Raw genomic sequence first — 26411 nt, forward strand, 5'->3', positions numbered from 1 at the left:
TCGCAGACTGTAGCAATGCAACTACGCGACGCACTCGCAGATTACAAGCGCCACGCCGACCATCCGACGCGCTTTCCGGGTGAACGACGGACGACGAGCGGATTTTTCTCTGGGGGCGACGGCCGTCTCGTTCACGTCGAAACCGACGGCGCGGTTCGTGACTTCGGCTATCCACTGTCTGGATTGTGGGGCGTCGAGCGCTCTCGATTCGGCGTTCGGCCGACCGACGACGACGCCGCGACAATCCACTGGTTCGAAGCGGGTGCGAACCAATCCTACACGGGTAACGGTTCGGCCGTCGTCACCGAACACGAGACGCCGTTCGGCGCGGTCACCCAGTACGACGTGACCGTCGGCGACGCCCACGTCACGCGGTTCGAGAGCGACGCCGACCGCGAACTCAGCGCCGACCTCGAACTCGTCGCCTTCGTCCACTTCCAACCCGACGGCCGCGATACGCTCGTCGGCCAACTCTCCCACGACGACGCGGTGGAAGTTTACCACGCCGAAGAACACGACTTCGTCGCGGCCGCTCCCGAGTTTTCGAGCGTCGGCGGGCGCGTTCCCGAGAAGTTCGAGGAGTTGCTCGCCGCCGAAGACGTCGAACTCCCGCGTCCGCTCTCGGACAATCGCTACGAGGAGGGCCAACTCAGCGGGGCCATCGTCGGCACCGTCCCCTTCGAATCCGGCGCGGCGACCGTTGGCACGCTCCTCACCGATAGCCGCGAGACGACACGAACCGCGGCCCTCGATTCGATTCACTCACTCGTCGCGCTCGACCGCGACGAACTCGACGCGCGGGCGGCCGCCGACCTCGAAGGCTCGGTTCCCGACCACGGAGACTCGGGGGCGATGCGCGAAGATATCCGCGTGCTCTCGCTACTCTCCGGCAACCTCGGTCTTCGAATCGCCGGTCCCGACTTCGACCCCTACTACGCCTACTCCGGCGGCTACGGCTACACGTGGTTCCGCGACGACGCCGAAATCTCGCGGTTCCTCCTCGAATCCGACGAGCGTCTTGACCTCGAACTCGACGCGTGGCACGAACGAAGCGCCCGCGCCTACTGCCGAACCCAGCGCGACGACGGTTCGTGGCCCCACCGCGTCTGGCCGTTCGACGGGTCGCTCGCACCCGGCTGGGCGAACGCCCGCCTCGAATCCGGTGAAGACACCGACTATCAAGCCGACCAGACCGGGAGCGTCATCTCCTTCCTCGCGGCCTACCACGACGAGTGCGAAGACGCCGACCTTCGCGCCGACATCGAATCGACGCTCGAAACCGCACTCGACAGTCTGGACGAGACGCTCGGCGACGACGGCCTCCCTCTCGACTGCCAGAACGCGTGGGAGAACATGACCGGCCGGTTCAGCCATACGACGGCGACCTTCCTCGAAGCGTACACCGCGCTCGCGCTGTCCGACCTCGACGATGAATTGACCGCTCACGCCGCTGACCGCGCCCGCGACGTGTACGACGCAATCGACCAGTTGTGGAGCGATGACCGCGAGTGCTACGCCCTCCGAATCGCGCCCGACGGCTCGCTCGACGACCGGTACGATTCGGCCGCGCTCGCGCTCGTCTCGGCACACCGCGCCTACGACGAACTCGAATCCGTGGGCGACGAGCGGCTCGACAGACTCGCAACCCACACGCGACACGTCTTCGACGGCCTCTGGCACGACCCCGCCGAGAGCGACGTGAAGGGTCTCGTCCGCTTCGAGGGCGACGACTGGCGGAAGCGCTCTCAAGACTCCGAGAAGATTTGGACGGTCTCGACCGCGTGGGGTGCGAACGCCGCCGTCGAACTCGCCGCACTGCTCGGTGACCACGGCGATTCGCGTGCCGAGACGTTTGCCGACGAAGGCCAGTCCTTGTTGTCGCTCGTCTCGCCCGATGGCCCGCTGACGACCGAGGCGGGCTACCTCGCTGAACAGTTCTTCGACGACGGCACGCCGGACAGTGCTACTCCCCTTGGGTGGCCACACGCGCTTCGGTTGGCGACGATTGCGACGCTCACGACGGACGTGGTGCAGAGAGAGTAGAAAGAGAAGAGAGTAGAATCGAAGCCAGAGTCAGTCGTTATTGACTGGCCGCGACTTTTCGTCCGGTCTCACGCTGGAGGAGCGACTCGCCCGTCTGCGCATCGAAGAGGTGCAGGTCGGACTCGTCGAACGAGATGGTAATCGTCTCATCCGGTTCGGGGTCGATATCGGAATCGACGCGGGCGATGAACTCCGCCCCGATATCGAGGTGGAGGTAGTTGTCCGAGCCGACCGGTTCGACCACTTCGACGCCCGCTTCGATGGCATTCTCGCCCGTCGCGTTCGGCACGATATCTTCGGGGCGAATGCCGACCGTGACGGTTTCGGCGTCGGTTGCAGCCTCGATTCGAGACGAGAATTCGGGAGAGAGTCGGTAAGAGAACGAGCCGTCGTCTTCGTCGTCGGAGAGGACGAGGCGGTCGCCCGACGAATCGAGCGAGACGGTGAGAAAGTTCATCGACGGCGACCCGACGAAGCCGCCGACGAAGGCGTTCGCGGGGTTCTCGTACACGTCTTTCGGGCGGCCGACTTGCTGGAGTTCGCCGTCTTTGAGGATGACGATGCGGTCGCCCATCGTCATCGCCTCCTCCTGGTCGTGGGTGACGTAGAGCGAGGTGATGCCGAGTTCGTTCTGGAGACGCTGAATCTCGGTGCGCATCGTGGTTCGGAGTTTGGCGTCGAGGTTGGAGAGCGGTTCGTCGAAGAGGAACACGTCGGGTTCGCGCACGATGGCGCGGCCGAGCGCGACGCGCTGTTTCTGCCCGCCGGAGAGTTCGTCCGGTTTGTCCTCCAGCAGGTCTTCGATGCCCATCATGCGGGCCGTCTCGCGCACTCGCGTCTCGCGCTCGTCTTTCGAGAGGTCCGTACTCATCCGCAGGCCGAACGCCATGTTCTGTTCGACCGTCTTGTGCGGGTAGAGCGCGTAGTTCTGGAACACCATCGCCACGTCGCGCTTGCGCGCGTTCTGGTCGGTGACGTCCTCGTCGCCGATGGTAATCGTGCCGCCTGACGGCGATTCTAAACCAGCGACCATCCGGAGCGTAGTCGATTTTCCGCACCCGGAGGGACCGACGACGGTGATGAACTCGCCGTCTTCGACTTCGAGCGACAGGTCATCGACGGCCACGACGTGTCCTCTGTCGTACTCCTTCCGCAATGTTTCGAGCGTGAGACGTGCCATTACTCCCCGTCTGTGCGCATCGTTCATAATCGTTTTCCTCTTTTTGGAATGTGTGATGCATTAGTTCGTAGTATATTTTCAAAGAGTGTAATCAACAGACAGGAGCGGAATAGAAGGTCTGACAGTGGCGTAGAACGACCCGAATCACCGACTTCGACCCGGTCGAAATCGGCCGGTATTCCTAACTATTAAATATATGAACACATAGTTCATCATAGATTCGTCATGGAATACGACCGACGCACGATACTGAAGCAACTGGCTGGCACGACGGCCGTCGGCGCACTCGCAGGGTGCGTCGGCGTCTCGGAGACTGACTCGACGCAAACGCCCGACGAGAGCGGAGAGAGCGGCGACGAGGGTGGCGACGAGACCACCGCACAAGAGCAGACCGAGGCCGCCGGACCGTCCGGAACGTTCACGCTCTGGCACCAGCGCGCGGAAGCCGAGAAGAAGGCGCTCGAATCGAGCGCGGAGGCGTTCACCGAGCAGACGGACCACACCGCAGAACCCGCTGAAATCGCCGACCTTCGGCAGAAGACCACCTCGGCGATTCCGGCCGGACAGGGCGCGGGCATGTTCGACTGGGCACACGACTGGACCGGCGAGTACTACCAGAACGGCTTCCTCTCGGACCAGAGCGGCAACCTCGACGTGGACCTCTCGGTGTACACCCAACCCGCGCAGGCCGCCGTCCAGTTCGACGATGCGACGCTCGCACTCCCCTACGCGGCGGAGACGGTGGGTCTCATCTACAACGAGGAGCTGGTGGACGAAGCCCCGGAGACCATCGCCGACATGAAGGCCATCATGGAGGAGCACCACGACCCAGAAAACGGCAAGTACGGTCTCAGCTACCCGCTGAACGCCTACTTCATGAGCGCGTGGGCACACGCCTTCGGCGGCTACTACTTCGACGAGTCGAACGTCGAACTCGGCCTGTCGAACGACGCCACGCTGGAGGGCTTCCAGTTCATCCTCGACAACTTCGTGCCGTACCAGCCGAAGGACACGGGCTACGACCCGCAGGCGGCCGTCTTCCTCGAAGGCAACGCGCCGTTCGCCATCAACGGTCCGTGGTTCCTCGGCGACGTGAAGTCCAACGGCATCGATGCCGGCGTCACGCGTCTCCCCTCGCCCGAGGGTGAGGCCGAACCCAAGCCGTACACCACGGTCAAGCAACTCTACTTCACGAACACGCTCGACGACGACGAGGCAAAGGCAGCGGCCGCCCGCGCCTTCGCCGAGTGGTACACCACGAACACGGACGTGCTCTCGGCCAACGCCGAGGACTTCGGCTACATCCCGGTCTACGAGGAACTCGCCAGCGAGGGCGACCTGCCGCCGGCCGTGCAGGGCTTCTCCGAATCCGTCGCGCTCGGCACGCCGATTCCGTCGCACCCGAAGATGGGCGACGTGTGGGGACCGCTCGAAGACGCCTTCAACAGCGTGAAGAACGGCGACGCGGAGATTGCGCCCGCCTTCGAGAAGGCCGAACAAGACATCCGGTCCAACTGGGAGTAAGCTATGAGCGTCGTCGAACGTGTCGCCGAGCAAGCCGCGGGCAACCCCGTGGTGAACAAAGACGACTTGCCGTTACTGCTCGTGTTGCCGGGGCTGTTCGTCTTCCTCGCGTTCATGCTCTTTCCGGTGCTGTACCTCGTGTACCTCTCGTTTACGAACGCAGAGCCGGCGACCCTGTTTCAGGGCGAAGAGCAGTGGGTCGGGATTGCGAACTATATCCGGATACTCAGCGACGGCCAGTTCTGGAACTCGATGGGCGTCACGTGGCTCTTCGTCGCCACGTCCGTCGCGCTGAAGGTGCTCGTCGGTCTCGCCGTCGGTCTCGTCGTGACCGGAAAGCGCGTCCGTGGCAAGCGATTCATGCGGGCGCTCATCATCATCCCGCTGGGGTTGCCCGGTATCTTCACCATCACCATCTGGCGCGGCATCTTCAGTTCGGCGGAGTTCGGACTGATGAATCAGTTCCTCCGGATGGCGAATCTGAGTTCGGTCGCGTGGCTCTCCGAGCGCTGGATGGCGTTTCTCGCCTACAACGTCACCGAGGCGTGGCTGGCCTACCCCTTTATGGTCATCATCACCGTGAGCGCGCTCCAGGACGTGCCCGAGGAACTCCACGAGGCGGCGATGATTGACGGCGCGGGGTTCTTCTCGCGTTTCCTGCACGTCACGCTGCCGTCTATCAAGCGCCCCGTGCTGTTCGCGTCGATTCTCACGGCCGCGGCGTCGTTCCAGCAGTTCCTCATCCCCTATGTGTTCAATCAGGGTGGCCCGTCGCGGACGAACGAACTCCTCATCGTCTACGGCTTCCGCGAAGCGTTCCGCTTCCAGAAGTACGGTGAGGGCGCGGCGATCATGATTATCGCCGTCCTCGTCATCGGGGCGTTCATGATGCTGAACGTCTGGAAAGGCCGTCTCGCCGAGGGGGTCGAAGACGCATGAGCGCCATCTCCGAAATCGTCGGGGCAGTCGCAGAGGACGCGCGAGAGGCCGCGAACGCACCAATCGAAGCGGTCAAAGACGCCCGATACACGCTCGAAGGCGTGCGCGACGGGCACGTCAGTCCGAATCAGGTGCTCAAGACAGTCGGTATCACCGCCGGTGCCGCCGTCGTGGTGGCTATCCTCTTGTTCCCACTCTACTGGGTCGCGGTCGGCGCGTTCTCCGGAACGGGCGCGTCGCTCTACTCGTCGAGCGGGATTCGCCTCTGGCCCGCCGACCCGACGTTCGAACCGTTCCTGTGGGTCGTCGGCGACCTCATCCTCCCGAGCTATCGGATTACGCTCGGTCTGGGTGGGTACGAACTGTTCGTTCAAACGCCGGAACTCGCACTGCTCGACGTGTCGAACTACGGCGTCACCGAGACGTCCGACTTCAAGAAGTTCTTCGTCAACAGCCTCACCGTCGCCATTCCGACGGTCCTGCTGGCGATGTGTCTCATCGTCCCCGGTGCCTACGCCCTCTCGCGGCGGAAGTTCATCGGGCGCTCGAAGGTGCTCTACGGCTACGTGCTCTTTACCCAAATCGGCGGCGGGCTCGGCGTCGCACTGCTCATCGCACTGTACGCCCTGTTCGTCCAGTTCGGGTTCAACGACAGCAAACTCGCCCTCTCGGCGTACTACGCCGCCACCGCGGTTCCGTTCAACACCTGGCTCCTCAAGACGTACATGGACGGCATCCCCGTGTCCTACGAGGAGGCCGCGATGATGGACGGCGCGCCGTCGTGGAAAATCGTCACCGAAATCATTCTCCCGCTCTCGAAAGCGGGGCTGGCGACGGTGTTCATCTTCACCTTCCTCACCGGGTGGACCGAGTTCGTCGTCGCCCAGACGTTGCTCTCGACGGACAACTACACGCTCCCCGTGGGCCTGTACTCGCTCGTCGGCCGGTACTCCATCCCGTGGGCACGGTTCTCGGCGTTCGCACTCACGTTCGCCGCACCGATTATGCTCATCTACCTGTTCGCACAGCGCTACATAGAGGGTGGCCTGTCGTTCGGTGGGATGGAAGGGTAGGCGTCGGTTCGCCAACTTTCGGTTCTCTACATTTTACGGACGCCTGCACCGTCGGTTACGTACTACCGGCCAAACAGTCGCCGAGAGAACGAAGTCTCCACGCGGTAGGTCAGATAGCCAGCCAGTCCAAGCGCGCAGACAGCCGGCAAGACAGTCACGACGAACGAGAAGCCGAAGTCCGGAACTGACAATCCAACGATTGCCATAGCGGTGATTCCGAGACCCAGCAAAAGTGTGAGCACCAGAAACGCGGACACGAAGACGACGAGAAATTCGACTATCTGACTTTCATCGCGCTCTCTGTCGGCGAACCCGTAGCCGGCAATCGCACCGAGACAGACGGCCGCGACGATTCCCGGGCCACCGTCGAGGCTGAAGTTCGTTCTCGTGGCGACGAGGTAGGAACCGTAGAGGCTGAACCCGACCATTCCGAATATCAATCCGACGATGGCACCCCGAACTGTACCCAAGAGCCGATTTCGATGGCGACGGTACCAGTCCGAATCGACTCGATAGGCGAGCAGGTACGCCCCAGCAAAGACGAAAATCGCGGTGAGTGTCGGAAGCAGGAAGAACGGGACGGTGTGCAACCGGTCGCCGAGAAGCAATTGGAAGGCCATCGTTGGAACGATAGCCAGTGCCCACCCGACGACGAGTGCGCCGACGAACAGGATTCGACTTCGGTGTGCCGCGGCCGACGTGCTTGCCCGTCCGCTCGTCACCCAGCGATAGCCGCCGTATCCGCCGACGACGAGCGCGAGCGGAGCGGCGACCTGAATCGAGAACACCCAGTCCGGTGGAAAGGACGCACCTGTCGTCGCTTCGTAGTAATTCTCGAGCAGTCGGCCGACGGTATCCAAGAAGAACGCCTGTACCAAGCCCCACTGGAGGGCAGTGACGAGCGCCTGTTTCTGTGTAGATGGAGGGTCCGAGGAGGGCATCGTTCCGATACGACATTGCCGTCGTATTATAATGTGTTGACAGAATTCGTCGCCAGCGCCATCCATTGGTTCTCGTTCGCACACCGGCCCCCAATCCGAAGTTCTTAACCCTCCCCCTAAGGAAGATTCGCCAACTCGCTGGCACGCGGGCCCGCCAGTGGGCACCCGTCACGTACGGGACGAAATGTGGTCTCCGGGACTGAGTTCCCGTAGGACTGAATCGCAAGCGCCCGCGGTGAACTACAATGGCACGAAGCTTCTACTCCCACATCAAGGAGGCATGGAAGACGCCGAAGGAAGGCAAACTCGCCGAACTTCAATGGCAGCGAAAGCAAGAGTGGCGCCAGCAGGGCGCTATCGAGCGCATCGAGCGCCCGACCCGCCTCGACAAGGCCCGTGAGCTCGGCTACAAGGCCAAGCAGGGCATCGTCGTGGTCCGCGTCTCCGTCCGCAAGGGTGGCGCGCGCAAACAGCGACACAAGGCAGGTCGCCGTTCCAAGCGCCAGGGTGTCAACCGCATCGGCCGCCGCAAGTCCATCCCGCGCATCGCCGAGGAACGCGCCTCGCGCAAGTACCCCAACATGCGTGTGCTGAACTCCTACGGCGTCGGTCAGGACGGTTCGCAGAAGTGGCAGGAAGTCATCCTCGTGGACCCCGAACACCCCGCCATCCAGAACGACGACGACCTCAACTGGATCTGCGACGACGCCCACGACGGCCGCGCCTTCCGCGGTCTCACGAACTCGGGCAAGCGCGGACGCGGTCTCCAGCACCGTGGCAAGGGCACGGAACACGTCCGCCCGTCCATCCGCGCCGGTCGCCGCCGCGGCAAGTAACGCCCCCAATCTTCTCTCGTTTATCGACGCCTGAGCGACAGCGCTCTATTCGAAAGCACTCGAGCGAAAATCAGCGATGGCTCTCGGAGGCGAACGCGTCGAAAGGGAAGACAGGAATCAGAACGGTGACGACGGGCCGAGGTCCGCTTCGCCCTCGGAACCGGATTCGACGTCGCCCTCCCAGCCCTGGAATCCGCCGCGAAGGCTGGACACGTCCGCGTCGATGTTCGAATCGAGGATGGAGGCCACGCGCTGTGAACTCTTGCCGATGTAGCACGAGACGACGACTTCGTCGGGCCATTCGCGGTCGAACACCGCCGGTGTGAGGCTCTGCGCGGGGAGGTTCTCAGCGCCGGGGATGTGCCCCGACGAGTACGACGACGGGTCCCGAATGTCGATGACCGCGACCGAGTCGTCGTCGAGTTTTCCGTGCAGTTCGTCCTGCGTCGTCTCCACGACCATATGCGCACCTGTGAGTCCGAGAGTAAAGGCGCGTCGCTTCCGGCGAGGTGGGCGCAGGCCGCGGGTTTATTCGCCACGCCTGCCAATCTCGGGGCATGACACTCTCGCTCGACGCCACCCAACTCGACCGCTATTCGAGACACATCATCATGGACGAAGTCGGTCCCGAGGGACAGGGCCGACTTCTCGGTGCTCGGGCGGTCATCGTCGGTGCAGGCGGTTTGGGCGCGCCCGTCATCGAGTATCTCGCCGCCGTCGGCGTGGGCGAGTTGGTCGTCGTTGACGACGACGTGGTCGAACGGAGCAACCTCCAGCGGCAGGTCATCCACCACGACGGCGACGTCGGCACCCCGAAAGCCGAGAGCGCCGCGGAGTTCGTCCGCGGACTCAACCCGGACGTGACCGTCGAGGCGGTGCAAGCGCGACTCGACCCCTCGAACGTCTACGACTACGTCGAAGGGGCGGACGTCGTCGTGGACGCCACCGACAACTTCCCGACGCGGTACCTGCTCAACGACGCCTGCAGATTCGCTGGAATCCCGCTCGTCCACGGCGCGATTTACAAGTTCGAGGGGCAGGCGACGACCCTGCATCCCGATGGGCCGTGTTACCGGTGTCTGTTCCCCGAAGCGCCCGAACCGGGCACGGTCCCGGACTGTGCGACGACGGGCGTCATCGGCGTCCTTCCCGGCACCGTGGGGTGTATCCAAGCGACCGAAGCGGTGAAGGTCGTCCTCGATATCGGCGAGACGCTGAAGGGTAGGTTACTGTTCTACGACGCGCTCGATTTGACGTTCGAGACGGTGCCGTACCGGCAGAACCCAGAGTGCCCGGTGTGCGGCGATGGTGGCGTCCAATCGATAGACGATATCGAGTACACCGAAAGCTGCGCAGTGAGTTTCGACTGAAGAAGTGAGTTCGGAGGGGCTGCGTAGGGGACTAATCGCGGCCGAACTGGAAGCCACCGAGAGAGTCGTCGTCGAGCGGGTCGTCACCGCCAAGCGGGTCGTCACCGCCGAGCGGTTCGCCACCGTCGGTCGCCGCCTGCACGTTCTGGTCGTCGGTTTCTTCGTACGCGTTCGTGCCGCCGACGAGTTGGTCCACGCGCTGGGTGAGTTCGTCGAGCGCGACCGACTGCGCGTCGGTCGCGTCGGTTATCTCGTCGGTCGCGTCTTCGGCAGAGCGCGCGTGTTCCTGTGCGATTTGAATCGTGCTCGTGACCTCTTCGATGTTCGTCGCCTGTGAGTCGGTGGCGTCGGCGACTTCGGTGATGCCGTTGGCGGCCGAATCCGCGGCGTTGGCGATTTCGTTGAGCGACGAGAGCACGTCCTCGATTTCGCCGGAGGCGACCTGCACCTGTTCGTGCGATTGCTCGGAGGCGGTCACCGTCTCGTCGGCCTGTTCTTGAATCTCCTCGATACTCTTGGCGATTTCTTCGGTGTGTTCGTGCGTCTGGTTGGCGAGTTGCTTCACCTCGTCGGCGACGACCGAGAAGCCCTCACCAGCCTTGCCGGCGCGGGCCGCTTCGATGTTCGCGTTGAGCGCCAGCAGGTTGGTCCGGTCGGCGACTTCGGCGATGACCTCGACGACTTCCTCGATAGCGCCCATCCGCTGTTGGAGTTCCATGACGCTGTCGAGGAGTTCGTCTGAGATGTCGATGACGTGGTCCGTCGCCGTTCGAATGCTCTGACCAGCTTCCTGCCCGCTTTCGGCGGCGGCGCGTGCCTGGTCTGCCGCGGAGGCGACTTCGTCGGACGTGGCCGCGATTTCCTCCATGCTCGCCGAGAGGTTCTGCATCTCTTCGGCACCTTTCGAGAGGAGGTCGGTCTGTTCGGAGACCTTCGATTCGATGTCGCCAGCGGCCGTCGTCGCGTGATGGACCGCCGTCCCGAGTTCTGCCGCAGTTTCGTCCACTTCGGTTGCGACCCGTTCGAACCGACCGGCCATCTCGTTGAGGTCCGAAATCACCGAGAGTTCGTCCTCGGAGAGCAAGCCGCGGTGGTCGGTGTAGGACGCGCGCGCCGCGAGGTTGCCGGTCGTGAGTTGGGTAATCGTCTCCGAGACGGCACCCAAGAGTTCCTGTGTCGCGTGCTGTTTGTTCACCACGTCGGTTCGGTCGTGGACCGTCTCGACGACGGCGACGACTTCGTCACCGTCGAACAGCGGACGTGCCGTAAACCAGATGTGTCGTTCGACGCCGTTCCGGTCGGTCATCGTACTCGCGTCTTCGTAGAGCAGTTGCGACTCGTCGGCGAGTTCGATACCGTACTCCGCCGTCGCGTTGGTCGGCGCGTCGAGCACCTTGTCGGCGAGCGTCTTCGCCCGGCGGCCGTCCGGGTAGAACAGCTCGCTTACGTGGTTCGACCCGAGTGCCTCCTCGGCCGACGCACCGGTGAGTTCCGAAATCGGGTCGTTCCACCCGATGACTCGGTTGTCGGCGTCGATGATGAACACCGGCGTGCCCACGCTATCGAGGATGCTCCCGAGTGGAAGTTTCTCTGCTGCTGCCGTTACCGTCTTCGCCCCGTCAGTGTGAGTCCCGCCGTCAGTTCGTGCCCTCCCACGAACCCCTGGAACCAACGCGGCAAGCCGCGAACGTAGGTTCATGCGTCCGTGTGATGAGATGACACACAATAATGATGTTGCTAATATTATCAGACGTGATATCTTTTTAATCGTCCGATTTTATCAGCGAAAGGCGGAAATACGCGATGTATCGTCGATACATCGATTGCTGTCGCTCGATTTTACCGGCAAAAACTGAATCAAAACTACAACCGGAGGTCAGTTGTTAGTCTTGCGTCGTTCTCCCACCATCGGTCGTCGGCGCGCTCGCATCGGTGCCCTCGGCGACGGTCCCGTCACCGAACTCGAACGCGGAGTCGTCAGCCTCCGCGTACTGCTCGGCATCGACGGTGAACGAGGCGACGAGCGACATGAGGCGCTCGGACTGTTTGGCTAACTGGTCCGCCCCGCGAGAGACCTCGCTGAGCGAGGCAGTCTGCTCTTCGGAGGCGGCAGCGACGTTCTCCGCTCGGTCGGCCGCATCCTGACTGAGGTCGGTCACGCGGTCCATCATCGACGCGACTTCCTCGGTGGAAGCGGCCTGGTCGTCGGTCGTACGACTGATTTCGTCTACCCCATCGACCGTCTCGCGGGCGTTGGCGACGATAGTATCGAGCGACGTCTGTGCGTGTTCGACGGCTTCGACACCGTCTTCGACGGCCGCGCGCGTCTCGCGCATCTCGCTTACCGACTCGGACGACTTCGTCTGCACCGTCTCGATTGTCTCCTCGATTTCGCTGGCGGATTCTTTCGTCTCGCCAGCGAGTTCCTTCACCTCGTTGGCGACGACTGCGAACCCTTCGCCCGCCTCGCCAGCGCGTGCCGCTTCGATGTTGGCGTTGAGCGCGAGGATGTTCGTCTGGTCGGCGATACTGGAGATGAGTTCGACGATTTCGCCGATCTCCTTCATGTCGGACTCCAGTGCTTCGATGCGTTCGGCGGTCTGCTCGGTCCGCGTCTCGACGGCTTCGATAGTCTCGATCGCGTTCTCGGCGGCGACGTGGCCGTCTTCGCTCGCTTCGAGCGTGTGTTTCGCGGTCCGTTCGAGTTCGGTCGCCGACGAGGCGACTTCCTCGATACTCGCCGAGAGGTTGCTCGTCTCGCCGGTCGTCTGTTCGAGACTGCGCTGTTGTTCGTGTGCGCCCTCGGCCATGATTTGCGTGGACTCGCTCACCTGCTGGCTGGCGGATTCTATCTCCTGGGCGCTGGCGGTCACTTCTTCGCTCGCGGCGGCGACCGTTTCGGCGAACGCGGCGACTTCCGCGATGGTCGTCTCCAACTGGTCGGCCATCTCGTTGAACGACCGGGCGACCTCGTTCATCGCGTCGTTCGAGGCGTCTTCGGCCATCCGACTCGTCAGGTCGCCGGCGGCGGCCTCTGCCATCACGTCGCTGAATTCCTGCGCTTTCGCTTCGAGTTCGGTGATGAGCGTCTCTAAGTCGTGGTGGGTGTTCGACATCGCCCGCCCGAACGACCCCGGCAGGTCCTCGTCGAGGACGGCGTTGTCGAAGTCCTTGTCCGCGAGGGCCTCGGCCTGTCCGGCGACCGTCGTGAGGTAGGACTGCATCTCGCCGAACGAGTCGTAGAGTTGGCCCATCTCGTCGATTCGCGCCGTCTCGGGGACGTCGCCATCGACCTCTCCGTCGGCGATGTCGCGGGCGTTGTCGGCGACGACGGCGAGGGACTTCGCCGTCCCGCGGCCGATGGTGAGGCCGACGAGGAAGAGCGCGCCCACGGCAAACGCGAGCAGGAGTCCGATGTTCTGGGTCACCTTCGACTGGAGTGCGAAGGCTCTGTCCGCGGGGACGTGGTAGGTCAGCACCCAGTCGGTGCCGACGATGGGCGCGTAGGCCATCGCGTACTGGCCGTCGGCCATGCCCGTTCGTTCGGAGACGACCTGATAGCCCGTGTCGCCCGACAGCGCCGAATCGATGGCCGCCACCGACGACCCGTCTTTCGCGCCGTACTGGTCGAGGAGGCTGGTCTTCCGGTTGTCGAGCAGAATCGTGCCGTCGTCGTTCACGACTTTCACGTCGCCCGTCGGGAACGGCGATTCGAAGTGGTGCGAGCGCGCTTCGAGCGACACCGTCAGCACGACGAAGCCGTTCATGTTCGTGACGGGTGCCATGAACGCGACGACTTCCTCGCCGTTCGCTCGGTAGGGGTCCGAGATGCCCGTCGCCGAACCCGAGGCGACCGTCTCGGCGTCGTCTCCCCACGGCGCGGTCACCGAATCGAGCGAGGTTCCGCCGTAGCCGTCTATCGTGCTGGCTTCGACTCGGCCCGCGCCGACGTTGACGTAGTGGAGCGAGCGCACGTCGCTCGGCAGGTCGATGAGTTTCTGTTCGAGCCACTGCTCGTGTTCGGCCGGCGTCGTCGTCGCCGGGCGGTCGGCGAGCGTCTCGGCGAGGAACGTCGCCGTCGATTGCTTGGCTTCGGCCCACTCGGCGACCGACTGCGACTGCGATTCGGCGATGCCGCGGATTTCGGCTTCGGTCTGCGACTCCACGAGCGACTTGGTGTCGAAGTGGATGAACGCGCCCGCGGCGCTCATGACGAGGATGATGGCGAGCAACGCGAGACCGAACTTCGCCGCGTAACTGCGGCGGACGACGTTCGGAAGCGCCCGTTCGAGGAGTTCGACCGCGGCGGAGACAGGGTTTCTCATTGTGAGCCTCCGGACGCGAAGAACTGCGTCTGTAGGAGTTCGAGTTGCTCGACGGCGCCGGTCGTGATGCGCTCGATGACGTAGGGACTCAGCGGTTCGAGTTGCTCGGTCAGGTCTACGCCACCGGAGGCACCCTCGTAGTTGAGGTTGCGCCCGGCCTCGATAAGGGGTTTGACGGCGTCGAACTCGCCGACAGAGACGGTGTGGCCGGTGCCGCCGGAGACCGACCGAATCGTCTCGGCGATTGCGGTGCCGGTGGCCGTCCCCGATTTTTCGACTGCCGCGCCCATGAGAAACATCGCGTCGTAGGCGTTGACGGCGTAGACCGCCAGCGGCGCGATATCGGAGAGTTGCCGCTGGAGGTTGAAGTAGCCGTCAGTCCGGGTCGAAGAGAGCGATGCGCTGTAAAATCCTTCGTAGTACGAGGGGTTCTCGGTGCCGAACATCCCGGCGGCGAACACCCACGGCACGACGTGTTGCGACGACCCGTAGGCGTCGAGGATGCCCGTCTCCTGACCGGGGACGCTGACGAATCCGACCGCGTCGGGTTCCGGTCCGAGCACGTCGTCGAGCGGGCCAGCAAAGGAGTCGGCGGTCGGGTCGTACGCGACGTCGGCGACGACTTCGGCATCGAGGTTCGCAGTGAGTTCGGCCGCGAGGTCGGCACCGAACGAGTTGTCGATATAGAGGAGCGACACCGTCTCCGCGTTGACGTACTGCGGCGAATCGAGAATCTTCGTCATCGCAATCGCCTGCAGGATGTCGCTCGGGACGGTGCGCCCGAAGTACTTCCGTCCGTCCGCGACGCCGGCGGTCGAGAGTTGCGGCGTCGTACTCGACGGACTGACCTCCATGATGCCGTCTTCGGCGGCTTTCGGCGCGAGCGCGAGCGACACGTCGCTGACGAGACCACCGACGAATCCGATGGCACCCTCGTCAACGAGTGTCTCGTAGCCCTCGAGTGCGACGTCGGCGCTGGCCCCACTATCGACTTCGATAAGTTCGACCGGTCGGCCGAGCAGGCCGCCCGCACGGTTGATGTCCTCGACTGCTTGCTGTGTCGCGCGCAGGCCGTGCGTCCCAATCTGTCCGAGCGGGCCACTGAGCGGCAACACAGCCCCGAACGAGATGGGCTCGGTCGTTTGGGATTGGAGGTCACCGACGCACCCCGAGAGCGACCCGAGCGCGAGGGTACCCCCGGTTGCACGGAGGAACCTCCGTCTATCGTACGAGAGAGTCACATCAGCCCGCTATTTTTGCCGCCATATAATTTTGCGCCGCCGATTATCAATATCTATATTCTAGAGAAGAATACATATTGCTAACAATTCTATATATAATTGATACCACAGACCATGGGTGAAACAGTCACCCACCGTTCACTCGTAACCGTGGTGTCGGCCGTCCCCCTGTCGGCGCGTCGGCTACAATCATCGTAGCGTTTTATCCGCGCCCCGTCCCACGTTCGTACATGACTACGCAGGGAATCGTCGGGCAGTTCCTCTCGCTCAAAGAGGAGACCGACGCCGACCTCCTCGCCATGCAGTGCGGCGACTTTTACGAGTTTTTCGCCGACGACGCCGAGTTCGTCGGCCGAGAACTCGACCTGAAGGTGTCGCAGAAAGGGGCACACGGGTCGTCGTATCCGATGGCGGGAGTGCCGCTCACGGAGTTGACGCCGTACCTGAAGACGCTCGTCGAACGCGGCTATCGCGTCGCCGTCGCCGACCAGTACGAGACCGAATCCGGTGACTTGCGCCGCCGAATCACGCGCGTCGTCACCCCCGGGACGCTCCTCGAAACCAGTCGGTCCGACGCGCAGTACCTCGCCGCACTCGTCGGCGACGACTCCGGTATCGGTCTCGCCTTCGCCGACATCACCACCGGGCAGTTCCTCGTCACCGAGACGGACTCCGTCGATGCCGCGGCCGCCGAACTCTATCGCTTCGCCCCCGTCGAAGTCCTCCCCGGCCCTGACCTCCGCGCCAACGACGACGTGCTCGCCCGACTCCGCGAGGCCACCGACGCGTCGTTCTCACTCTTCTCTACCGAAGCGTTCGCCCCCGGCCGAGCACGCCACACCGTCACGGACCAGTTCGGCGATTCGACCGTCAAGAGCGTCGGCCTCGACTCCGACCTCGCCGTTCGCGCCGCCGGCGGGATTCTCTCCTACGTCGAAGAGACGGGCGCGGGCGTCCTTCGGTCGATGACGCGCCTTCGCGTCTACCAACCGAGCGACCACCTCGAACTCGACGCGACGACGCAGCGAAACCTCGAACTCACCGAGACGATGCACGGCGACACGGCGGGGTCGCTGTTCGACACCATCGACCACACCGTCACCGCCGCGGGCGGGCGACTCCTCCGAGAATGGCTCACTCGCCCACGACGCGACCAGGCCGAACTCACCCGCCGTCTCGACACCATCGAAGCGCTCTCTTCGGCCGCCCTCGACCGAGAACGAATCCGCGACACGCTCGACGGCGCGTACGACCTCGAACGGCTCGCCTCCCGCGCCGCGTCCGGGAGCGCGGACGCCAACGCCCTCCTCTCGGTCCGCGACACGCTCGGCCTGCTTCCCGCGCTCGCCGAGGCAATCGAAGGGTCGTCGCTGGCCGACACGCCGCTGACCGACGTGATTGCCCGACCCGACCGCGAGACGGCCGCCGAAATCAGAACGGCACTCGCGGACGCCCTCGCCGAGGACCCGCCGAAGACGGTCACGCAAGGCGGATTGCTGAAGAAGGGCTACGACGACGAACTCGACGAACTCATCGAGCGTCACGAAGCGGCCAATGAGTGGATAGAGACGCTTGACGACCGCGAGAAGCGACAGCACGGGCTCTCGCACGTCACGGTGGACCGCAACAAGACCGACGGCTACTACATCCAAGTCGGGAAATCGGTCGCCGACCGGGTGCCCGACCACTACCGCCAGATTAAGACGCTCAAGAACTCCAAGCGCTTCGTCACCGACGAGTTGGAGGAGAAAGAACGAGAGATTCTGCGACTCGAAGAAGCGCGCGGCGACCTGGAGTACGAACTCTTCGGCGAACTCCGCGAACAGGTGGCCGAGCACGCGCCCGTCCTGCAAGACGTCGGTCGAACCATCGCCGAGGTTGACGCACTCGCGTCGCTGGCGACCCACGCCGCCGGAAACGGGTGGGTTCGACCGGAACTCGCCGAGGCAGGACCATTAGAAATCGAAGCGGGTCGCCATCCGGTCGTCGAGACGACGACCGATTTCGTCCCGAACGACCTCCATATGGACCGCGAGCGCGGCTTTCTCATCGTCACCGGGCCGAACATGTCCGGGAAATCGACCTACATGCGGCAGGTGGCGCTCATCACGCTCCTCGCGCAGGTGGGGAGTTTCGTCCCCGCGCGCTCGGCGACCATCGGCGTCGTAGACGGTATCTACACGCGCGTGGGCGCGTTGGACGAACTCGCGCAGGGTCGCTCGACGTTCATGGTCGAGATGCAGGAGTTGAGCAACATCCTCCACTCCGCGACCGAAGACTCGCTGGTCATCCTCGACGAAGTCGGCCGCGGGACGGCCACCTACGACGGTATCTCCATCGCGTGGGCCGCAACCGAATATCTGCACAACGAAGTCCGCGCGAAGACGCTCTTCGCAACGCACTACCACGAACTGACGAGTCTCGCCGACCACTTACCACGAGTCGCCAACGTCCACGTCTCGGCGGACGAACGCGATGGCGACGTGACGTTCCTCCGAACCGTGGTCGATGGCCCGACCGACCGGAGTTACGGAATTCACGTCGCCGACTTGGCCGGCGTCCCGCGTCCGGTCGTCGAGCGCGCGACAGACGTGCTGGACCGCCTGCGCGACGAGAAGGCAATCGAAGCGAAAGGCTCCGGGTCGTCCGAACCAGTGCAAGCCGTCTTCGACATCGGGAGCGGGAAGATGAACGTCGCATCCGGGTCGCAGTCTGGAACTCGGTCCAAACCGCGTGAGTCCGCACAGAATGGAACCGCCGCGGTCCAACGGGCCGAGGCGACGCCCGAAATCGACCCACAGAAACAAGCAGTGCTGGACGAATTGGCGAAGACAGACGTGAACGCCACGTCGCCGCTGGACCTCATGGCGAAGGTGCAGGCGTGGCAGTCGAAACTGGAGGACGACGAATGAGCGAAATCAGGCAACTCGACGAGAAGACCATCCAACGAATCGCAGCGGGCGAAGTGGTCGAACGCCCCGCGTCGGTCGTCAAAGAACTCGTAGAGAACAGCCTCGACGCCGACGCGACGCGCGTCTCGGTCGCTATCGACGGCGGCGGTGTGGAGGGAATCCGCATCCGCGACGACGGCGTCGGGATGAGCGAATCGGAACTCGAACTGAGCGTCCGCGAGCACACCACGAGCAAGATTAGCGACATCGAGGATTTGGAGGCCGGTGTCGGGACCCTCGGCTTCCGCGGCGAGGCGCTCCACACCATCGGGGCCGTCTCGCGGATGACGATTCGCTCGAAACCCCGCGACGGCGACGTGGGCACAGAACTTCGGTACGAAGGTGGTGACGTAGAAGCAGTGCGGCCAGCAGGCTGTCCCGAAGGCACCGTCGTGGAAGTCGAAGACCTGTTCTACAACACGCCCGCCCGTCGAAAGTTCCTGAAGACGACGGCGACCGAATTCGACCACGTGAACACCGTCGTCACGCACTACGCGCTGGCGAATCCCGACGTGGCGGTCACGCTCGAACACGACGACCGAGAGGTGTTCTCGACCGAAGGCCGCGGTGACCTCGCATCGACGGTGCTCTCGGTCTACGGCCGCGAAGTCGCCGAAGCGATGGTTCCCGTCGAGTACGACGCGCCGGGCGTCTCGGTCACCGGACTGGTGAGCCACCCCGAGACGACGCGAAGCACCCGCGACTACCTCTCGACGTTCGTCAACGGTCGCTACGTCACCGCGCGCGTGCTCCGCGAGGCCGTCCTCGACGCCTACGGCGGGCAACTCGACGCCGACCGCTACCCCTTCGCCGTGCTCTTTCTCGACGTGGCCCCCGACGCCGTGGACGTGAACGTCCACCCGCGGAAGATGGAGGTCCGCTTCGATTCGGAGACGGAAGTCAAGCAGGGCGTCACCGACGCCATCGAACGGGCGCTCCTCGAAAACGGTCTCGTTCGCTCGTCGGCCCCGCGCGGGCGGTCGAAAGCCGAACAGACCGAAGTCGCGCCGAGTTCGGGAGCGACAGAGCCGGACGGCGAGTCAGGGAAGGCGGACGCGTCGAAGCCTGACGTTTCGACCGCCCGAACCGAGTCACCGACTGCGGGGACCGACACTGCGACTGACGTGGCGTCTGACGCCGAAACCGATTCGAGCGGCCGGTCGCCCTCGGGTGTGTCGAGTGAATCTGCATCCGTGTCTGCGGAATCGACGAGTACTGAGACGACGACTTCACAGACTCGCACGGACTCCTCGGCACCGCCGACACCCCCGAAAAAGTACGACCTCTCGCCCGGTCCCGACCGACCCAAGCAGTCGTCGTTCGGAGCGCGAAAGCCGGCGTCGTGGGGGTCGGACGACGAGTCGGCGGGACCGAACGACGAGTCTGGGGAGTCGAAGACAGACGCAGAATCGTCCGCCTCGCCGACTTCGACCGGCCGCCGTATCTCCGCGCCGACGACCCAGCAGGACCTCTCGGGCGAGGAGGCCACGCTCGAACCTGACTTCGAGACGCTCCCACCGATGCGGATTCTCGGGCAACTGATGGACACCTACCTCGTCGCCGAGACGGGCGACGGGTTGGTTCTCATCGACCAACACGCGGCCGACGAGCGCGTGAACTACGAACGCCTCCAGTCGGAGGTCGCGGGCGAGACGCCGACGCAGGCGCTCGCCGACCCCGTGGAACTCGAACTCACCGCCCGAGAGGCGGCGCTGTTCGAGGAGTACCGCGACGCGCTGGCGCAAGTCGGCTTCCACGCCGGGCGAACCGACGAGCGAACCGTCGAAGTGAGGACGGTTCCAGCAATCTTCGACGCCGCGCTCGCGCCGGACCTGTTGCGAGACGCACTCACTGCCTTCGTCCAAGAAGAACGCGACGGCGGCCAGCAGACGGTCGATGCCGTCGCCGACGAGTTGCTCGCCGACCTCGCGTGCTACCCGTCGATTACGGGAAACACGTCGCTCCGTGAAGGCTCGGTCTTGGACTTGCTCTCGGCGCTCGACGCCTGTGACAACCCCTACGCGTGCCCGCACGGCCGCCCCGTCATCATCGAGTTCGACCGCGAGGAGATCGAAGCGCGGTTCGAACGCGACTACCCCGGTCACGGTGGCCGGCGCGCCGAGGATTGAAGTCATCACCGCGTGACCGCAAGACGATGAACCCCCTCGTCGCACTCGGGATTCTGTTCGGACCGCTCGTCCTCGTCGTGTCCTATCTCTTTACGGCGGCGACGGGACCGGGCGTGCCGCCGTGGGCCGATTCGGTCGGACTGGCGATTCGACTGTGGGGGACGGCGCTGTCGGTGCTCGTCGGCCCGGCCGCGATTCACTTCGACCGCACCGCGCTCGCCCGCGAATCCGGGTGGAAGCCGTCGCCGCTGTACTACCTGATTGGCCTCCCGGTTCTGAGCCTGCCAATCGCGCTCGTCTACCTCTCGCGGCGCGTCGTGTCCGCCTGAGAAACGTTGGACGCCAACGCCGGACGTTTATATGGTGCTTGCGAACGCACTGGCATGACTGACCTCGTGACCTTCGGCGAGACGATGTTACGCCTCTCGCCGCCGCGCGGTGAGCGACTGGAGACGGCCCGCGAACTGGAGATTCAAGCCGGTGGGGCGGAGAGCAACGTCGCCATCGTGGCGAACCGCCTCGGCCACGACGCGGCGTGGCTCTCGAAACTCCCGGACTCGCCGCTCGGCCGTCGCGTCGTCGGCGAACTTCGAAGTCACGGCGTCGATACCGAGGGCGTCGTCTGGGACCCCGACAATCGACAGGGGTTGTACTACGTCGAACACGGCGCGGAACCCCGCCCGACGAACGCCATCTACGACCGCGCCGACGCCGCGGTGACGACGCTCGAAACCGACGAACTCGACCTCGCTCGCGTCCGTGACGCCGAACTGTGTTACACCAGCGGCATCACCCCCGCACTCTCCGAGACGCTCCGCGAGACCACCGCGGACGTGCTCGCCGCGGCACAGGATGCGGGCGTGAAGACGGCGTTCGACATCAACTACCGCGGAAAGCTCTGGTCGCCCGAGGTGGCCGGTCCGGCGTGTCGCGCGCTCTTCGAACACATCGACGTGCTGTTCACGGCCCAACGCGACGCCGAGACCGTGCTCGGCCGCGACGGCGACGCCGAAACCGTCGCCCGAGGGCTCGCCGAAGACTACGGCTTCGAGACCGTCGTCGTCACTCGCGGGGCAGAAGGCGCGCTCGCGCTCCACGACGGCGACGTGTACGAACAGGGCGTCTACGAGGCCGAAACCGTCGATGCAATCGGGACGGGCGACGCCTTCGTCGGCGGCTTCCTCGCAAAGCGCCTCGACGGCGGTGACATCGCCGAAGCACTCCAGTGGGCCGCCGCGACGGCGTCGTTCAAACGAACTATCGAAGGCGACATCGCCGTCGTCAACCCCGACGACGTCGCGGGCGTCATCGACGAAGGCGGCCGCGGAATCTCTCGGTAAGGCCGACGAGTTTTCGTGTGAAGTTGTCGCACACATCGCCGCCGATTCGATGCACTGGGTGCATATTTATCACGAAAGGGGATGAGACGCCGTCCCGCGATTAGCCACAAGACTTTCTACCGAGACCGGATTTGCGGTCGAACTGCAATGAAACGAATCGCAGTCGTTCTGGCAGTCGTGCTGGTCACCGCGGCCGTGCCCGTCGGGTCGGTCGCCGCCCAGCAGTCGAGCACAGACAGTTCGACCTACGCGGGAACGCACGTTTCGTTCGAGACGAACGAGAACGCCGTCACGAACTACTCCGTCGGCGGCGAGACGGTCCTCCAGTCGGTCAGCACGTCGTCGCGGGCTGAGGCCGGTATCGGTCTCGACGTCGGCCTCTCGGCCGTGACCGACATCGACGCGAGCGCCCTCTCGCTCGAGACGACCACCGAGACGAGCGCGACCGTCCGCGCCGACAGCGGTGCGACCGTCTCGGCCCACGACAACCCGAAAGGGACGCTCGTCGTCGCGGCGGGTGACGAATCGCAGTACGTGACGGCGAACCTCAGCGGAGCGTCGAACGCCGAGCAGGTAGACGACTCCCGCGTCGTCGTCGAGAACGACGGCCGAACGGGGACGTTCATCGTCGTCGGTGACGGCGACGTGACCGTCAACGAGGACGGCAACGTCAGCGCGAACCTCGCAGAAGACAGCCGCCTCGTCTTCCGTAGCTACGACGGCGAGCGAACTGCCGAGGACGAGCGCGCAGAGGAACTCATCGCCAACGGCTCTGCGGCCGCCGAAGTCTACGTGATGGAAGCGAACGGTTCGACCGTGACCGACACGGTGACGTACGACGAACACACCACGGTCGAAACCGCGAAGGACGCGAACGACACGGTCACGATGACCGTCAATCGCTCGGTCCACGAGGGAGCCATCGTGATGACCACCGTCTCCGAGGAGGCACTCGCCGCGACGGACGACCTCTCCGTGACCGTCGATGGCGAGGCCGCCGTCGAAGCCGAGAGTTACAGCGAGCTCCAGTCGGCCGCGAACGGCGGCGACAACTCGGCGTACCTCGTCCAGGAAACGAGCGCCGACGCCGAGTCGAACGTCTACGTCGCCGTCAACCACTTCTCGGAACGACAGGTGACGATGACGAACGGCGACGCTGGAAGTGAACAGACGACCGACGAAACGTCCTCGTCGTCTTCGAGCGCCCCCGGATTCGGCGTCGGCGTCTCCGTCGTCGCCCTCGCTGGGGCGGCCCTCCTCGCCCGCCGACAGGCGTAACGACTAACTCTCTTTTGACGCGGTTTTTCGGTCGGTGACGACTGAATCGACCAGCCTGCTTCGACCGGTAGGCGTATTTTCGTCCACCCAGTAGCCGCCGGTATGGAGGTCACGACGGCCGGGGAGTTCCGCGTGTATCGCAGTCCACGCGACGAGAGCGAACTCCTCTTGCTGGAACGTCCGGCCGAGCGCATCGACTGGACCGACGACGGGTTCGCGGTCGATGCCGACGACGCGTTCTCACCGACCTACGTCTCGACCAGTGGCTACGACGGCGCACTCGACGAGACTGTCGCCTCGCTCGAACCCGGAAACGTCGTCGAAGCGAACCTGACGTGGGACGACGGCGTCCCGCGATTCACGGCCGTGGCGGTCATCGACCGAACCCGATTTCGCTTCGTCGGCGCGGCGACCGGCCTGTTCGAAGCGGCCCGAGAGACGTGGCAAGCGACCGAAACTGCAGGCGATGCGATTGGCTCGCGGGTGACCTACGGCACCGACGGCGACCCCAACGCCGCGCTCTACGTGTTCGCAAAGCAGGCCGGCGCGCGCGACTTGTTCGACGAGTTCCGAAACGGCGTGCTCCCGCTCGACCCGCTCGTGTGCCGCATCGACCGCGAGGTGGATAGCGAGGACGCCGACGCGATTCCGGACGCCCCGCGAGAAGTGTTCGTCCTCCGTCCGCTGGACGAGTCGTTCGTACTCGTCGCGCTCGCGTTCGACAGAGACGGACTGTTCGCGCGGACGATGCGCGAGACGTATTGCTGACCGACGGTTCTGGCTCTGTTGACACGTTGCCGGTGCGTTTTCGGAGCGTGCTGAAGACGAGGCGTGAGTCGGGAGTACGTGTCAACAATCATTCTTGAGACCCTTATGGTCCAGGATGTCCTATTCGTCGTACCGATGAGCAACACGAAGCGCGACTCCAACGGCTACACTCCGCTGGACTACGATGCAGACTGCGAATCGGACGAGGTGTACCAGCGGTGTCTGTCCGCTCTTCTCACGCACGCGCCAATCGAGCGCGACGATACCGTGGTCGATATCGGGACGGGCACGGGCATCGTCGCGCTCGAACTCGCGTCGAAGTGTGACCACGTGATAGGGAGAGACATCTACGACGACTGGCTCCGGTATGCCCGCGAGAAGGCTGCACGCCGCGGTATCGAGAACGTCTCGTTCGACCACGGGTCGTTTCGTAAACCGAACGTTTCGGAACCGGTGGACGTCGTCGTCGCGTGCTACGCGCTGTACATGGCCTACGACGAAGGTGGCGAAGACGAATTACGCGCTGCCATCGACGGGCTCGCGGGGGTGAATCCGCGGTGCATGGTCGTGGCCGACAAGATGCACTTCGGGCCGGCGCAGACACCGACGGATTACGAAACGCTGCCATCGATGGGAACTGTCGCCACTCTCCTCGCAGGTGCAGGCTTCACGCTCACCGATGTCGAGATCATCACCGAATCGGCGGGTGTCCTCGTGGCCACCCGATAATCACACGCTGAGGATTTCAGCAGAACAGCTGTTCTGACAGACTGATTGCGCTCAGTCCTAACTCGGTTCGACGCGCCCGGTCGGGTCGTCGCCCTCGAAGGCGCGCTTGGTATCTGACGCCATCTGTTCGTTCGATGGAGGCTACTCGATCGTGACTGGGAGGGTCACTCAAGTAGCATGGCGAAACCGGGAGATGGCCAAGTCACTGTTGGCTGTGCTGTGCCCAGCGCTGGTAGATCGCCGAGGCACCGAAGACGGAAAAGACGACAGAACCGAGGACGGGCGCACCGATGTTCGTGAGGAGTGGGACGTTGGCCGCGACGGCAATCATGAGGACGATACCGAGACCCGCGAGGGTGGCATAATACTCGCTCCACGACAGTTCGCCCTCGGGGACGACTTCCATGTACACCGTCACGTCGCCGGCCTGCGCCAGCGAGACGAGTTTCGACTCGTCGTCGTAGGAGACGATATCCAACTCGTCGAGTTTCGGGATGTGGGTCTGTTGGAGCGAGACGTACGCACTCTGGCGGATATTACGCGGTGGGGGTGACTCGCCGGTTTCGAGTTCCGCGATTCGCTCCGAGAGGTCACGGAGTGAGAGTTGGTCGTGGTCCTGGAGTAACTCGATAGCCATTCGACGGCGCTCGTTGCTGAGCACTTCGTGAATGTGCGTTTCAGATAAACTGGATTTAGATGTCGTTGCCATATAAATGTGCGATTACCTCGGGAGTGGGTGCTTCATGTATATCAACAGGTCATAATAAATATACGGTGTGGGGTGAATTTCACTGAGCGAATAGTTGGAAATCGGTTGACTGCGCTAGTATTCGCTTCGTTTCTTCGGCAGGAGCCTTCGTTCAACCAAGAACGTGGTAGTACGAATACGTGACCTAAAGGAGTGGTTGAACGGTCGTCACGAGCACGTGATGCCAATATTTAATATATTCGCACCCACGAATTAATACATGACCGTCGTCAGCGTCTCGATGCCGGAAGAACTCCTCTCTCGAATCGACTCGTTCGCCGAAGACCACGGCTACACCGGGCGGAGCGAGGTCGTCCGGGAGGCGGCCCGCAACCTCCTCGGGGAGTTCGAAGACAAGCGTCTCGAAGACCGGGAACTGATGGCCGTCGTCACCGTCATCTTCGACTTCGAGACGACGGCCGTCGAAGAGCGCATGATGCGCCTCCGCCACGAGTACGAGGGTCTCGTCAAGTCGAACTTCCACAACCACGTGGGCAACCACTACTGCATGGAACTGTTCATCCTCGAAGGCACGCTCCAAGATATCTCGACGTTCGTCGGGAAGATTCGCGCGACGCGCGACACCCTGAGCGTCGATTACTCCGTCATGCCAATCGACCAGTTCACCGGATTCGTCAGCGACTGAGAACGGAAGCGAACGCTCATTTTCGTCCAGCAGAGAACAGTATCAATGAGCGACGTGGTTCCGATTACCATCTACACCCGCGAAGTCTGTCACCTCTGCGACGTGGCCGAAGCGACGATTCGAGACGTCGCCGCGGACGAAGATGTCGAAATCGACCTCTCGCTGGTCGATGTCGATGCCGACGACGACCTACGGGAGAGATACGGCGAGCGCGTCCCGTACGTCTACATCGACGGCCGCCCCGCGTTCAAATTCGAGGTGGACGAAGCGCGCCTGCGCGAGAAACTAATCGCCGCGTCTCGCTGAACGGCGTCGAACCCGCTCTGTTGTCAACGGCGACGTACACGCTC

General features: G+C 63.7%; 22 protein-coding genes. 15 read left to right on the forward strand and 7 right to left on the reverse strand.

The window, feature by feature from the left end; translation table 11 throughout:
- The first annotated feature begins 15 nt into the window (after nucleotides 1-15).
- Nucleotides 16-2043: a DUF7997 domain-containing protein gene (locus ACFQJC_RS13565; RefSeq protein WP_390224345.1), complete on the forward strand. Its 2028-nt coding sequence runs from the start codon at nucleotides 16-18 to the stop codon at nucleotides 2041-2043.
- Between the two features lie 37 nt (nucleotides 2044-2080).
- On the opposite strand, the gene ACFQJC_RS13570 is transcribed toward ACFQJC_RS13565, so the two are convergent.
- Complete coding sequence (locus tag ACFQJC_RS13570; protein WP_390224346.1) at nucleotides 2081-3223, reverse strand: ABC transporter ATP-binding protein; 1143 nt, start codon at nucleotides 3221-3223, stop codon at nucleotides 2081-2083.
- 225 nt (nucleotides 3224-3448) lie between these two features.
- On the opposite strand from ACFQJC_RS13570, the gene ACFQJC_RS13575 reads away from it, so the two are divergent.
- The 3 genes from ACFQJC_RS13575 to ACFQJC_RS13585 are packed head-to-tail and all read left to right on the forward strand — an operon-like array spanning nucleotide 3449 to nucleotide 6759.
- On the forward strand, nucleotides 3449-4747 hold the full coding sequence (locus ACFQJC_RS13575) for an extracellular solute-binding protein (protein WP_390224348.1): 1299 nt from the start codon (nucleotides 3449-3451) through the stop codon (nucleotides 4745-4747).
- Between the two features lie 3 nt (nucleotides 4748-4750).
- On the forward strand, nucleotides 4751-5686 hold the full coding sequence (locus tag ACFQJC_RS13580; RefSeq protein WP_390224350.1) for a carbohydrate ABC transporter permease: 936 nt from the start codon (nucleotides 4751-4753) through the stop codon (nucleotides 5684-5686).
- Nucleotides 5683-6759, forward strand: a complete 1077-nt coding sequence (locus ACFQJC_RS13585) for a sugar ABC transporter permease (protein WP_390224352.1) — start codon at nucleotides 5683-5685, stop codon at nucleotides 6757-6759. Before ACFQJC_RS13580 ends, ACFQJC_RS13585 begins: the two co-directional genes overlap by 4 nt.
- Nucleotides 6760-6821: 62 nt before the next feature.
- On the opposite strand, the gene ACFQJC_RS13590 is transcribed toward ACFQJC_RS13585, so the two are convergent.
- Complete coding sequence (locus ACFQJC_RS13590; protein WP_390224354.1) at nucleotides 6822-7700, reverse strand: hypothetical protein; 879 nt, start codon at nucleotides 7698-7700, stop codon at nucleotides 6822-6824.
- A 245-nt stretch (nucleotides 7701-7945) separates the two neighbouring features.
- Between ACFQJC_RS13590 and ACFQJC_RS13595 the strand changes: the two genes are divergently transcribed.
- The gene (locus tag ACFQJC_RS13595; protein ID WP_390224356.1) at nucleotides 7946-8536 is read left to right on the forward strand and encodes a 50S ribosomal protein L15e; all 591 of its coding nucleotides are present in this window, start codon (nucleotides 7946-7948) and stop codon (nucleotides 8534-8536) included.
- A gap of 117 nt (nucleotides 8537-8653) precedes the next feature.
- Here ACFQJC_RS13595 and ACFQJC_RS13600 read toward each other — a convergent pair whose 3' ends face one another.
- Nucleotides 8654-8998, reverse strand: coding sequence for a rhodanese-like domain-containing protein (locus ACFQJC_RS13600; RefSeq protein WP_390224358.1), 345 nt, complete (start codon nucleotides 8996-8998; stop codon nucleotides 8654-8656).
- 95 nt (nucleotides 8999-9093) lie between these two features.
- Here ACFQJC_RS13600 and ubaA point away from each other — a divergent pair, with 95 nt between their 5' ends.
- The gene (ubaA, locus tag ACFQJC_RS13605) at nucleotides 9094-9906 is read left to right on the forward strand and encodes an SAMP-activating enzyme E1 (RefSeq protein ID WP_390224360.1); all 813 of its coding nucleotides are present in this window, start codon (nucleotides 9094-9096) and stop codon (nucleotides 9904-9906) included.
- A 31-nt stretch (nucleotides 9907-9937) separates the two neighbouring features.
- Here ubaA and ACFQJC_RS13610 read toward each other — a convergent pair whose 3' ends face one another.
- From ACFQJC_RS13610 to ACFQJC_RS13620, 3 genes are all read right to left on the reverse strand, one after another.
- Complete coding sequence (locus ACFQJC_RS13610) at nucleotides 9938-11605, reverse strand: methyl-accepting chemotaxis protein (RefSeq protein ID WP_390224362.1); 1668 nt, start codon at nucleotides 11603-11605, stop codon at nucleotides 9938-9940.
- A 184-nt stretch (nucleotides 11606-11789) separates the two neighbouring features.
- Entirely contained in the window at nucleotides 11790-14231 is a 2442-nt protein-coding gene (locus ACFQJC_RS13615; protein WP_390224364.1) for a methyl-accepting chemotaxis protein, read from the reverse strand.
- Nucleotides 14228-15472, reverse strand: a complete 1245-nt coding sequence (locus ACFQJC_RS13620; protein WP_390224366.1) for an ABC transporter substrate-binding protein — start codon at nucleotides 15470-15472, stop codon at nucleotides 14228-14230. The genes ACFQJC_RS13615 and ACFQJC_RS13620 overlap by 4 nt, the downstream gene beginning before the upstream one ends.
- A 230-nt stretch (nucleotides 15473-15702) precedes the next feature.
- Between ACFQJC_RS13620 and mutS the strand changes: the two genes are divergently transcribed.
- The 7 genes from mutS to ACFQJC_RS13655 all read left to right on the forward strand — a co-directional run bounded on the left by mutS (nucleotide 15703) and on the right by ACFQJC_RS13655 (nucleotide 24667).
- Nucleotides 15703-18384 (forward strand): DNA mismatch repair protein MutS, encoded by a 2682-nt coding sequence (mutS, locus tag ACFQJC_RS13625; protein WP_390224368.1) that lies wholly within the window; start codon nucleotides 15703-15705, stop codon nucleotides 18382-18384.
- Complete coding sequence (gene mutL, locus ACFQJC_RS13630) at nucleotides 18381-20552, forward strand: DNA mismatch repair endonuclease MutL (protein ID WP_390224370.1); 2172 nt, start codon at nucleotides 18381-18383, stop codon at nucleotides 20550-20552. Before mutS ends, mutL begins: the two co-directional genes overlap by 4 nt.
- 26 nt (nucleotides 20553-20578) lie before the next feature.
- The gene (locus tag ACFQJC_RS13635) at nucleotides 20579-20881 is read left to right on the forward strand and encodes a hypothetical protein (RefSeq protein ID WP_390224372.1); all 303 of its coding nucleotides are present in this window, start codon (nucleotides 20579-20581) and stop codon (nucleotides 20879-20881) included.
- Nucleotides 20882-20935: 54 nt separating this feature from the next.
- Complete coding sequence (kdgK1, locus tag ACFQJC_RS13640; protein WP_390224374.1) at nucleotides 20936-21892, forward strand: bifunctional 2-dehydro-3-deoxygluconokinase/2-dehydro-3-deoxygalactonokinase; 957 nt, start codon at nucleotides 20936-20938, stop codon at nucleotides 21890-21892.
- 147 nt (nucleotides 21893-22039) lie between these two features.
- Nucleotides 22040-23170: a PGF-CTERM sorting domain-containing protein gene (locus ACFQJC_RS13645; RefSeq protein WP_390224375.1), complete on the forward strand. Its 1131-nt coding sequence runs from the start codon at nucleotides 22040-22042 to the stop codon at nucleotides 23168-23170.
- 102 nt (nucleotides 23171-23272) lie between these two features.
- The gene (locus tag ACFQJC_RS13650) at nucleotides 23273-23938 is read left to right on the forward strand and encodes a DUF6663 family protein (protein WP_390224377.1); all 666 of its coding nucleotides are present in this window, start codon (nucleotides 23273-23275) and stop codon (nucleotides 23936-23938) included.
- A 135-nt stretch (nucleotides 23939-24073) separates the two neighbouring features.
- Entirely contained in the window at nucleotides 24074-24667 is a 594-nt protein-coding gene (locus tag ACFQJC_RS13655) for a class I SAM-dependent methyltransferase (RefSeq protein WP_390224379.1), read from the forward strand.
- A gap of 202 nt (nucleotides 24668-24869) precedes the next feature.
- Here the strand turns inward: ACFQJC_RS13655 and ACFQJC_RS13660 are convergent, their stop codons facing one another.
- A complete protein-coding gene (locus ACFQJC_RS13660; protein WP_390224381.1) occupies nucleotides 24870-25376 on the reverse strand; it encodes a DUF7344 domain-containing protein in 507 nt (168 codons plus the stop codon).
- A gap of 259 nt (nucleotides 25377-25635) precedes the next feature.
- On the opposite strand from ACFQJC_RS13660, the gene ACFQJC_RS13665 reads away from it, so the two are divergent.
- Both ACFQJC_RS13665 and ACFQJC_RS13670 read left to right on the forward strand, forming a co-directional pair.
- The gene (locus tag ACFQJC_RS13665; protein ID WP_390224383.1) at nucleotides 25636-26061 is read left to right on the forward strand and encodes a CopG family ribbon-helix-helix protein; all 426 of its coding nucleotides are present in this window, start codon (nucleotides 25636-25638) and stop codon (nucleotides 26059-26061) included.
- Between the two features lie 45 nt (nucleotides 26062-26106).
- Entirely contained in the window at nucleotides 26107-26367 is a 261-nt protein-coding gene (locus ACFQJC_RS13670; protein WP_390224385.1) for a glutaredoxin family protein, read from the forward strand.
- Nucleotides 26368-26411: the final 44 nt, after the last annotated feature.

Origin of the sequence: Haloferax namakaokahaiae, from assembly GCF_042663225.1 — an archaeon.
In the GTDB taxonomy this organism is placed as follows: domain Archaea; phylum Halobacteriota; class Halobacteria; order Halobacteriales; family Haloferacaceae; genus Haloferax; species Haloferax namakaokahaiae.